This is a genomic window from Microcoleus sp. Pol17C6 (assembly GCF_036701145.1).
In the GTDB taxonomy this organism is placed as follows: domain Bacteria; phylum Cyanobacteriota; class Cyanobacteriia; order Cyanobacteriales; family Microcoleaceae; genus Microcoleus.
This window is the reverse complement of sequence record NZ_JAUBQH010000031.1, coordinates 66,211-76,421: the sequence shown is the minus strand read 5'-3', so window position 1 is coordinate 76,421 and position 10,211 is coordinate 66,211. Positions and strand designations below refer to the sequence as shown.

Here is a 10,211-nt window from a genome sequence, read left to right as displayed (position 1 = left end):
GTCGCTCATGTTTCTGTGTCAAAAAAGCTTTAGGATGGGATCTTATCACGAATTGTTACTATTTTGGAGATGTCTAAGGGTTATCACCAAATTAGTCCTGGACGCATAAATACCAAAAAAACCGTGTTTTTTACCGATTCGGCTGGCTGCGACGCAGTATTTTTGTAAAAAAAACTAGGTTTATGAACCCCATGCGTAAGTCCTAATTTTAAGAAAATTTTGCATAGAGAGCGGAAATAAAATTCACGCTTAAAAAGCCTACTGCGAGTACGAGAATGATAAAGATGGCGATACTGAAAATAGACTTTAGCTGATCGCCAATTCCGGGTTTTTCTGAGTTCATTGGTCAATTTGGGCAGTAAATTTTAGAGGGTCAATTGAGAAAGAGTAGATTATACCAATGCGCGAACAAAAAGGCAACTCCCGACAACCTCCAAACGACGCTCGCCCTCAGTAGGTCGCATTTTTTTTACTTTTAATCTAAAATCTAAAATCTCAAATAGTCTTAGGCATTTTTAGGTTAGCCTGGACAGCTATTGTTGATCGCCCGAACCCGATCGCGCCCGCGTCCTGTAAAATAGAGGGCGCGTTGGGGCGAACCTTTTAACAGCCGGAATTGGGCGCGATCGCCGTCAGATCCCAAATACATAATAATATGGCAGTCATCCTTAACTTACTCACAAAGGTAAAAATAGAAGAGTGCCAAGAAATAATCTAAAACATATAACTGAAAAAAGGATATAAATCGATGCTCCACCCAATCTCGCAACCTTACCAACAACGAGCAAATACTATGACCCAAAGAGCCGTGCGGAAGCCAAAACCCTCTGTTGCAAACCACTTGAGACCAAGTTTTCCTCAAAGGCACTGGCTGGAGCTGGCAGAGTACGCCTCTCTGGCGGCCTCTGGTGTGGGTTCCCTGGCGGTGGCAGTGTCGGGCCAAGCTTTTTACGGGGTGGCTCCCCTAACTTTGGCTTTGTCGCTGAATGTTGCTAACCGGTATCGCTTCGAGCAGCAAGTGCGGGTGCATCAACATTCGGAAATGGCTCAAGTCCAAAAGTCTGTCAATAAAGTCGAAAAAACGGCGGTGACAGTAATTGTTAAATTACGCAGGCAGTTGTCTGCAGATATTGCAGCGCTGCGCCAGCAAATGGCGGCAATGCCTAGGGCTGAGGGCTTTGAGGATTCTCTCGACATTCAGCGGCAGTTGCTGAGTTTAGGAGAGTCGGTAGCTTCTTTGCAAGAAATCGTGGCGTCTGCTGTGCTCGATGTCCGCCAGCAGGTGAGCGAACAACTGCAAGATTTATCGGTTGGCCAACGGGCGAATCTCCAAGCTGTGGAACAGGCTATAGAGCAACTGCAAAGCGCGACGCAAGGCTTGACAGAAACTTCTATCACCAGAGACGACTGGGAAGTAGTAAATACTCGATTTTTGGAAATCCAGAAAGTCATGGCCAATTTGCAAAGCCAACTGCAAGCTCCCGCGCACCAATCGACTGCAGATTTGTCTATTGTCCAAGCTCAAATCCACCGTTTGGAACACGAGCAGCAAGAAGTTGTCAAACCTCACCTCAAGCGCTTAATCTCGGTTGTCAAGGAGTTGCAGCACACACCAGAGAATCGGCAGTAGTCATTAGTCAGCAGTCATTAGTCATCAGTCAGAAGGAAGATTTTTCGACTCTGAGATTCTGCGACTCACGCCCGATCGAACCCAATTTTTTCGACAACTGTGTTACAAAATGAAAAGCTAATCTGTCTAGTTCACCTGTTTTCAACCTGTTACAAGAAAATTAAATGACTGCAACCGTAACTATTGCTGATAACCCGTTACTAATCGGTCAAGGATTGCCTCCATTTGACGCGATCAAACCAGAACACGTAGTCCCCGCTGTTACCCAACTACTGACCGAACTAGAAGCTTCGCTAGCTGACTTAGAATCGTCTGTAGAACCGACTTGGAGCGGCTTAGTAGAACCATTGCAGCGACTCGGAGAGCGTTTAAATTGGAGCTGGAGCATTGTCGGACATTTGATGGGTGTGAAAAATAGCCCGGAACTGCGATCGGCTCACGAAACAGTACAGCCGGAAGTAGTAAAATTTTGGAGCAAGCTCAGTCAAAGCAAACCGCTTTATGAAGCTTTTAAAGCGCTGCGGGCAAGCGAAAATTGGGACAGCTTAGAGTCAGCTCAAAAGCGAATTGTCGAAGCCGCTCTCCGAGACGCCCAACTCTCCGGCGTCGGTTTAGAAGGCGAGGAAAAAGAGCGTTTTAATGCCATTCAATTAGAATTGGCCGAAATTACTACCCAATTTTCCAATCACGTCCTCGACGCTACCAAAGCATTCAGCATCACCCTCACAAACAAAGACGAAATTGACGGTTTGCCGCCGAGTTTGTTGAGTTTAGCAGCTCAAGCCGCTCGCAGTGCCGGCGAAGAAAATGCGGATGCCGAAAACGGCCCTTGGCGGATTACTTTAGACTTTCCCAGTTACGGTCCTTTCATGCAGCACAGCACCCGCCGCGACTTGCGCGAAAAGTTGTACAAAGCTTTTATCGGCAGAGCAAGTAGCGGAGAATTGAATAACTGGCCGTTGACCGATCGCATTTTAGCTTTGCGCCAGGAAAAAGCTGCTTTGCTCGGGTTTAGCAGTTATGCCGAATTGAGCTTGGCGAGCAAAATGGCTCCCGACGTGACAGCAGTGGAAGCTTTGTTAGAAGAATTGCGCCAGGCTAGTTATGATGCTGCTGTCAAAGATTTAGAAGAATTGAAAGCTTTTGCTGCCGAAAAAGGCGCGGCGGAAGCTGGAGATTTGAAGCACTGGGATATTGGTTTTTGGTCGGAACGGCGCCGGGAAGAAAAGTTTGCTTTTAGTGCCGAAGAATTGCGCCCTTATTTTGCTTTGCCACAGGTATTAGAGGGGTTATTTGGATTAGTAAACCGGCTGTTCGGCGTGACAGTAACTGCGGCGGACGGTCAAACTCCTGTGTGGCACAAAGATGTGCGCTATTTCCAAATAGATGACGAAGCAGGAAATACGATCGCCAATTTCTATTTAGACCCCTACAGTCGCCCCGAGGAAAAGCGCGGCGGTGCTTGGATGGACGAGTGCGTGGTGCGCGCTAAATTTGTGGAAGCCGGAAAGACAACAACACGGTTGCCGGTGGCTTATTTGGTGTGCAACCAAAGTCCTCCGGTTGACGGCAAACCGAGTTTAATGACTTTTTTGGAAGTCGAAACTTTGTTTCACGAATTCGGTCACGGTTTGCAGCATATGCTGACAACAGTAGACTATCCGGGGGCTTCTGGCATCAATAATGTTGAGTGGGATGCAGTGGAATTGCCCAGTCAATTTATGGAAAATTGGTGTTATGATCGCGCGACTTTGTTCGGGATGGCAAAGCATTACGAAACCGGAGAAACTTTGCCGGAACACTACTACCAAAAACTGCTAGCAGCGCGCCACTACATGAGCGGCACCGTCATGCTCAGGCAAGTACATTTTAGCAGCGTTGACATCGAATTGCACCACCGCTATCGATCGGGCGGCAGCGAAACTGTGGCCGATGTCCGCAACCGCATTGCTAAAACTACGACTGTTTTACCTCCTCTGGAAGAAGACGCATTTTTGTGCGCTTTCGGACACATTTTTGCGGGCGGCTATGCGGCGGGGTATTACAGTTATAAATGGGCGGAAGTGCTCAGCGCTGATGCTTTTGCGGCGTTTGAGGAAGCGGGTTTGGAAGATGAAAGTGCGATCGCCTCTACAGGTAAGCGCTTCCGAGATACAGTGTTAGGATTGGGCGGCAGTTTGCACCCGATGGAAGTGTTTAAAACTTTCCGGGGACGCGAACCGAGCACTAAAGCTTTGTTGAGACATAGCGGTTTAGTTGCGGCTTAATCTGGCATAATCTACTGTGGAATAACTGGGGATTAATGCGGGTGAATTTATCTGCATTAATCCCTGTTTTTTGTTAAACAAGATTGAGGCATATCCTGTATGTCTAGGGTGGGGTGTGCATGAAGTCTTACCGCTATCGAGCAGATTCCAGGTTTATGAAGCACACAACAGATCGTTGGTTCCCCGTAGGGACACGGCAATGCCGTGTCCCTACACTTCCTAAACCGGGAACACGCTATAATTCATGCGTAAAACAACTTTTTTCGTAAGTTCCATTGTTAGAAAATTGATAATTGGAGCCACAGTTTTTTTATTAATTTTAATCAAACTAAAATTTTCACTACCAACCCATTTTATTGTAGAACCTCATGCAATAAACATCTGTAGTTTGGCACATCATCGCCAATCTTTGGGTAAAAATTGGGCAGAAAGTGCGCTCGCCAGCAGCTTTTAGTTGAGGTTGGAAAGCTCCTCAAAGCAGCATCAGTCTCAATACTGTTAGTATAGAGTTCGATTTGGGAATATTTACTGTTATTGAGCACTGATTATACTAGAATTACATCTCGCCGAAATTAAATTTATATTTCGCAACATTTACGGGTTGTTTTCTTTATACAGCTAATGCTTTTATTCGCAAATAAAAATCGACGCTTTTACCGAATCTTTAAGATAGAGTGGCAACAGCGAGTCTTTTTTAAATTTTTGATAAAGCACGGGGTACTAGGCGTCAAAAGGGTGAAAATTTTAGGTAGAAACTAAAAAACTTAGTTGGGATTAATTTGAGGATTATCAGAAAAAATCTTTGTATATTATATGATCAAAAGTAAGGATTGATAGTCAATCGTTCACCTACAGATTAAGATTTTCATGGATATTCAATTAATTAATATCGGTTTTGGTAACATTGTGTCTGCTAATCGAGTGATTGCCATTGTCAGTCCCGAGTCAGCGCCAATTAAGCGGATTATTACTGATGCGCGGGAGCGGGGACAACTGGTAGACGCAACTTACGGCCGCCGCACGAGAGCGGTAATTATTACAGATTCGAGTCACGTCATCCTCTCGGCGATTCAGCCGGAAACGGTTGCTAATCGTTTTGTGATTAGCAAAGACGGTCAAGGTCGGGATGATTGAGGTTGGTCAGTTGCAATTTGAGCGCTTACGGTCTAAAGTAAGCGGAAACTTAAATTGTTACACGTTTCTATTCTAAAAATGAAATCCGGTAAATTAATTGTTCTGACGGGGCCTAGCGGTGTGGGGAAAGGCACCTTAGTACGATCGCTCCTCAATCGCCATCCCGAATTGTATCTTTCGGTATCCGTGACAACTCGATCGCCCCGTGAGGGAGAAATTGAGGGACAGCACTACTATTTTGTCAGCCGCAGCCGCTTTGAACAAATGGTTGAGGCTGGAGAGTTGGCGGAATGGGCCCAGTTTGCCGGTAATTTTTACGGTACTCCTTATTTTGGTCTCAAGCAAGGAATTGGTGAGGGAAAATGGGTAATCCTCGAAATAGAGTTGGAAGGGGCTAGGCAAATTAGGAATAAGTTTGCAGAGGCGCTGCGAATTTTTATTTTACCTCCTTCTTGGGAAGAATTGGAGCGGCGGCTGCGGAGTCGGGGTCAAGATTCCGAAACTGCGATCGCCCGTCGGTTGGTGCGGGCTAAAGAGGAAATTGAAGCTGCAGGGGAATTCGATTTCCAAGTTGTTAATGACGATTTGGAAGTTGCTTTAAAAAAGCTAGAATCAATACTTAATTTGGTTGAGCTTTCAGGTAACTAATGACTAATTACCCATTTCTCCGTCCTGGCTAAAACTTCGCTACTTTGTTTGATAGCAACACAAACTTTTAAATTCAATTCCAGAATATTCGATGAAGGCGAAATTTTTCTCAACGGTTCAATTTCGCGAGCAGAACAGCCCAACATTTCCATATAAGCTAGCGTCCAGCCAATAGCTGCAATGTCCCCTACATTGCCTTCTCCGGCGCAGAGGTAACATCCCAATTCGCCCTCCGACCCACACTCAGGACAAACCCAGTTGCCCAGTTGTGAATGGGGCAGATTTGTGCGGGAGGCGGATGCAATTGTTAATGCTTTAATATGATTTTGAACTACTTGTTTAAAACCTCGGTTTTGGTTGCTGCGGTGGTCGGAAGGTGTGTGCGATCGCCCGATTGCTACTGCTGGCTGTTGTGGCGAAGCAACAGAGGCTGTTTGGTTCTCCCTGGTTACTCTAGATTCGCCTAGGTTCGCTGTTAGCTGAATACCATAGTCTTTAGACTCCGCAGTCTGAGAGTGGTTGAGTGCGCTGGAGGAATCGGGTTCGGAAGTTGTGAAGGATTGTTCTATGCGATCGGCAAAATCTTGCATTGAGAGGTGATGTTCGATCGCCAAAGACCAAGTTCTTTTATGTCGGAGGTCGCCATATTTTCTGGCTTCTTCCTCAGTAATGCCGATCGCCGCAGCCTCTTGGCGCAGCACATTCATCGAAGTCATTGTATCTGATATCATTAGTTTGTTTGCAGTTAAATTTACGATTGCCCGCTCAGCCTACAAATAAATTACCTTAGATATACTACAATAGTCCGGACTATTTTGAGATCCTAGTCGGAAACCCCTGATTTTCCGTTATGAAAGAGATTGTACAATCGCCCTGAAACCCTTATTTTACGCTTGGCAATCGCACACTGTCCGAAGCATTGATAGTAGCCTAAATCTAAAATCTAAAATCTAAAATCTAAAATTGGATGACTTCAATTCTTCCCGATACAGCTTTATCTGTTGCCGGACTAACATCATACCTGCAAGAGTTGTTGGAGGGCGATCGCAACCTGCAATCAGTTTGGCTGACAGGCGAGGTGTCGAACGTTTCGCACCACCCCAGCGGCTGCTTTTTCACTCTGTGCGACACCGACAAAAGCGCTGCTATTCGCTGCGTGGTGTGGAATTCTCAGCGGCAAAAATTGGTGCAAATACCGGAAAAAGGAGAACAGTTGCTGGTTTTGGGAAGCATCCGGGTTTACAAAAATCGCGGCGAGTACCAGTTGACAGTTGTGCAATCGCTACCGGCTGGGGAAGGATTGCAGGCTTTGCGGTTGCAGCAATTGCGATCGCGCTTGGATGCTGAGGGTTTCTTCGATCCCGCCCGAAAGCGCCCGATTCCCGCACACCCGCAAATTGTGGCCGTGGTGACATCCGATACTGGCGCTGCTTGGGGAGACATTCAGCGCACTCTAGCCCAAAGATATCCCGGTTTGCGGGTGTTGCTGTCGCCGACAGGAGTGCAGGGAGAATTGGCTGCTGCTGCCATTGCGAGGGCGATCGCCCGTGTAGAATTGGACGGTAGGGCGGATGTGATCATTTTAGGGCGCGGCGGCGGTTCTGCGGAAGATTTGGCTTGTTTTAATGATGAGAGAGTTGTGAGGGCGATCGCCAATTGTGCGATTCCAATTATCACAGGTATCGGACACGAAAGAGACGAATCTCTCGCCGATTTAGTAGCAGATAAACGAGCCCACACTCCAACAGCGGCGGCGGCTCAAGCTGTACCAATTTTAGCCGATCTTTACTTTGAACACAAGCAGCGAATGGTCAATTTAGCAAACGCTGTGCGGGCAAGATTTCAGACAGAAGAAGAGCATTTGCAACTGTTACAAAATCGATTAAAACGCTTACCTGCGACCTCCCGAACTTTGCGGCAAGCAACTGGTAAACTAGAGGTATTGCAAGAAAAGTTATCCGCACTGAATCCGGCTGCCGTTTTGCAAAGGGGTTATGCGGCAATAATCCAAAGTGACGGTACGATCGTCCGCACAACTGACGGTTTGGAATTGGGAGAGGAATTGACTGTGAGGTTGAGTCGGGGCGTGCTGAAAGTTAAGATTGTAGAAGTATTGGATGCGGAAGAAAAGTTATGATTGATTCGCAGTTGCGCCAGCCTGATTGGAATTATGAGGAAACGGTCGATCGAATTGAAGCGATTATCGATCGGGTGGAATCGGGAGAGTTGCCTCTAGAGGAGGTTTTCGAGCAGTTTGGGGTGGCTGTGGAGTGTTGGCAGGAGTGCGAAAGGTTTTTGGCGCGTGGGAAGGAACAGATGGATTTGTCGATCGAGCTTTTGGCTGCAGAACCCGATTTTTAAGCGCAGGTGAACGGGGATTAAGGCCGATAAATGTAGGTGAAATACCAGGTGAAACCGAAAGTCCGACAGGGAATTAATTCCCCGCCGGAATGTGTGTCAGACGTGTTTGTTAACACCATCAAACACCACAAATCAATGCAAACCCTGACAAATAAATCCCGACCAATAACTCAAATCATCAAAAGGATTTGACAGAGTGTAAATATTTTCTTTCAAACTTTCATATCCTTTCTTCTGTTTCTGAATCTGATTCTCCCGCTTCGTTATTTTCTTCAACTCCGCCCCCAACTTATTAAACTCATCCGTCTCCTTGTGGTAGGATTTCTGCCGCAATTTTAACTTTTGTTTTTCCTTTTGAACCACAGCCAATTTTGACTTTAAATCCCCAATAATTCTCTGAAGCAACGGATCGATTTGCGGTTGATAAAGCTCTTTCAACTCCGCACCCGAAATTGTCCGCAACCTCACCTGTGCCCGTCGCAAAGCCTCTGGACGACTCAAACCTTCCCGCCGATACTGATAGTAAAAAATCGAAAACAGCGAAGTAGCAAAATCATCCACCGCCCACAAAGTGCTGACCACACTCCGCGCCCCCGCACACAAAAAACCCGTTCCCAAACTAAGAAGATTATCGGTAATTTCCGTACCTCCTAAATTAGTTTCGCAGCAGGACATAAACACATCGGATAACTGCGGCAAGCGCCAACCAGGTGTCATCAATTCTCCTAATGTGATAGTCCCGTCTCCTAAAAACAATCGCGATTCTAAAGGATTGTCCAAACGCGAAACAGCGTGGTGGCTGGAGTGGATTACATTCACATTTTGGGTGAGGTTTCGATAGGCTGCGACTGTTGCTTCTTGACTTCCTTTTAAGTGTTCAGGTTTGGTCACTATTTCGGCAATTTGTTCGCACTCAAAAGGAGTGAAGTACAAATCATCAGTGGCATTTTCCACAATTCCGTATTTCGGCGATTCGATGGTTTCGTCTTTACTACAATACTCCAAAATTCTGCAACTTGGAACGTAACGAATCAGGAAATAATCGCTAAGAACGCCCCCCGGCCTCCCCTTGCTAAGGGGGAGTTGGGGGGGTTCTATCGGCAATGCTGCCAACGGAATCTGATGCAAATACAAATGCGGAATCACAATCAATTCCTCAATCCCATCCAAACAATTACCAATCAACTCATCAACTTTCAACCGCTGCGACAACTGAGATAAAAACTCACCCATCCCCTGTTGCCAAATTTTCCTATCCTGCAAGTAAGGCGACAACCAACTCTGACCAATCCAATTCTGAAAAGTTGCCAAACCCTCTCCCTGACAAGTGTGAATCTGCGGCGCTTTATCCTTGTAAATCACAAAAACATGAGTATCATCATCCGTCGTGTAAAAACAGAGAATCGCCGTCTGCGAATTGTCAATGAGTTGCTGCATCGCCGCAAACTGCATCGGCTCGACTTGAACTTGTCCAGCTAAAACTGGATCTAAACTGCGAATGTTTTCCCAGATTCGCTGTTTCTGGGCTTCCAATTCTTGAATCTTGTCAGTGTAAGCAGACAACTCTGCCCGACTCCGCGACTGACTCCCCACACCTGCTAATTCTTTATTGCCTTCAGAAGGTTTGCGGAGTTGTTCAACTTCTGCGTCAATTTCCCGCTGCTTCGCCTCAAATTCCTGCAAATATTTTTGCACGGCGGGTGGAATTTCGCTGCTAGCATACAAGTCATTGCTGTGCATTAAATCGACTAACCGCTGAGCCCGAGTTCTGTCGCAGTATTCTATGGCTTTTTCCAGTTGGTTGCTGTTGACAGAAGCTTGAATTGCCTTTTCGTAAATACCTATAGATTCCGCTAAAATCTGCTGGCGGATATCGTCTGAAGTTGCCCAACTTCTGCTTTTTTCTACTGCTTGGATTGCTTGCTCGAATCCTTCCAGGGCGATATCCCAGAAGCCAGCAGTGAAAGCGGTATTGCCGAGGTTTATACCAGATTGCAAGCAGTCTAAAGGGAAAGTAGTAGGAGTGCGAATTTCTAATGCTAAGCGAAAACAGGCAATCGCCTCTTCTATATTCGCCGCCCTTACTCCTTCTATTCTCTCACTATAGGTAAGACCCAAATTGTTTTGAGTCCCTGCCCAATCTTCGGGATAATTCTCACGGGTACGGACTT

The 10,211-nt window shown here is 46.3% G+C and carries 9 protein-coding genes; 6 read left to right on the top strand and 3 right to left on the bottom strand.

What is annotated here, in order from left to right; translation table 11 throughout:
• Nucleotides 1–520 precede the first annotated feature (520 nt).
• Nucleotides 521–649: a hypothetical protein gene (locus QUA25_RS16920; protein ID WP_333039767.1), complete on the bottom strand. Its 129-nt coding sequence runs from the start codon at nt 647–649 to the stop codon at nt 521–523.
• 144 nt (nt 650–793) lie between these two features.
• On the opposite strand from QUA25_RS16920, the gene QUA25_RS16915 reads away from it, so the two are divergent.
• The 4 genes from QUA25_RS16915 to gmk all read left to right on the top strand — a co-directional run bounded on the left by QUA25_RS16915 (nt 794) and on the right by gmk (nt 5,679).
• On the top strand, nt 794–1,630 hold the full coding sequence (locus tag QUA25_RS16915; protein WP_333039765.1) for a hypothetical protein: 837 nt from the start codon (nt 794–796) through the stop codon (nt 1,628–1,630).
• Nucleotides 1,631–1,794: 164 nt separating this feature from the next.
• Nucleotides 1,795–3,897, top strand: coding sequence for a M3 family metallopeptidase (locus QUA25_RS16910; RefSeq protein ID WP_333039762.1), 2,103 nt, complete (start codon nt 1,795–1,797; stop codon nt 3,895–3,897).
• A gap of 867 nt (nt 3,898–4,764) precedes the next feature.
• Nucleotides 4,765–5,031 (top strand): extracellular matrix/biofilm regulator RemA, encoded by a 267-nt coding sequence (remA, locus tag QUA25_RS16905; protein ID WP_006632566.1) that lies wholly within the window; start codon nt 4,765–4,767, stop codon nt 5,029–5,031.
• Between the two features lie 78 nt (nt 5,032–5,109).
• Nucleotides 5,110–5,679 carry a guanylate kinase gene (gene gmk, locus QUA25_RS16900; RefSeq protein WP_333039760.1) on the top strand — a complete coding sequence of 190 codons (570 nt, stop codon included), beginning with the start codon at nt 5,110–5,112 and terminating at the stop codon, nt 5,677–5,679.
• On the opposite strand, the gene QUA25_RS16895 is transcribed toward gmk, so the two are convergent.
• Nucleotides 5,676–6,410: a hypothetical protein gene (locus QUA25_RS16895; RefSeq protein WP_333039759.1), complete on the bottom strand. Its 735-nt coding sequence runs from the start codon at nt 6,408–6,410 to the stop codon at nt 5,676–5,678. The genes gmk and QUA25_RS16895 overlap by 4 nt on opposite strands.
• A gap of 236 nt (nt 6,411–6,646) precedes the next feature.
• On the opposite strand from QUA25_RS16895, the gene xseA reads away from it, so the two are divergent.
• Complete coding sequence (gene xseA / locus QUA25_RS16890; RefSeq protein ID WP_333039758.1) at nt 6,647–7,816, top strand: exodeoxyribonuclease VII large subunit; 1,170 nt, start codon at nt 6,647–6,649, stop codon at nt 7,814–7,816.
• Nucleotides 7,813–8,040, top strand: coding sequence for an exodeoxyribonuclease VII small subunit (xseB, locus tag QUA25_RS16885; RefSeq protein ID WP_333039756.1), 228 nt, complete (start codon nt 7,813–7,815; stop codon nt 8,038–8,040). Before xseA ends, xseB begins: the two co-directional genes overlap by 4 nt.
• A 132-nt stretch (nt 8,041–8,172) precedes the next feature.
• On the opposite strand, the gene QUA25_RS16880 is transcribed toward xseB, so the two are convergent.
• A partial coding sequence (locus QUA25_RS16880; protein ID WP_333039754.1) for a CHAT domain-containing protein occupies nt 8,173–10,211 on the bottom strand: 2,039 nt, incomplete at its 5' end.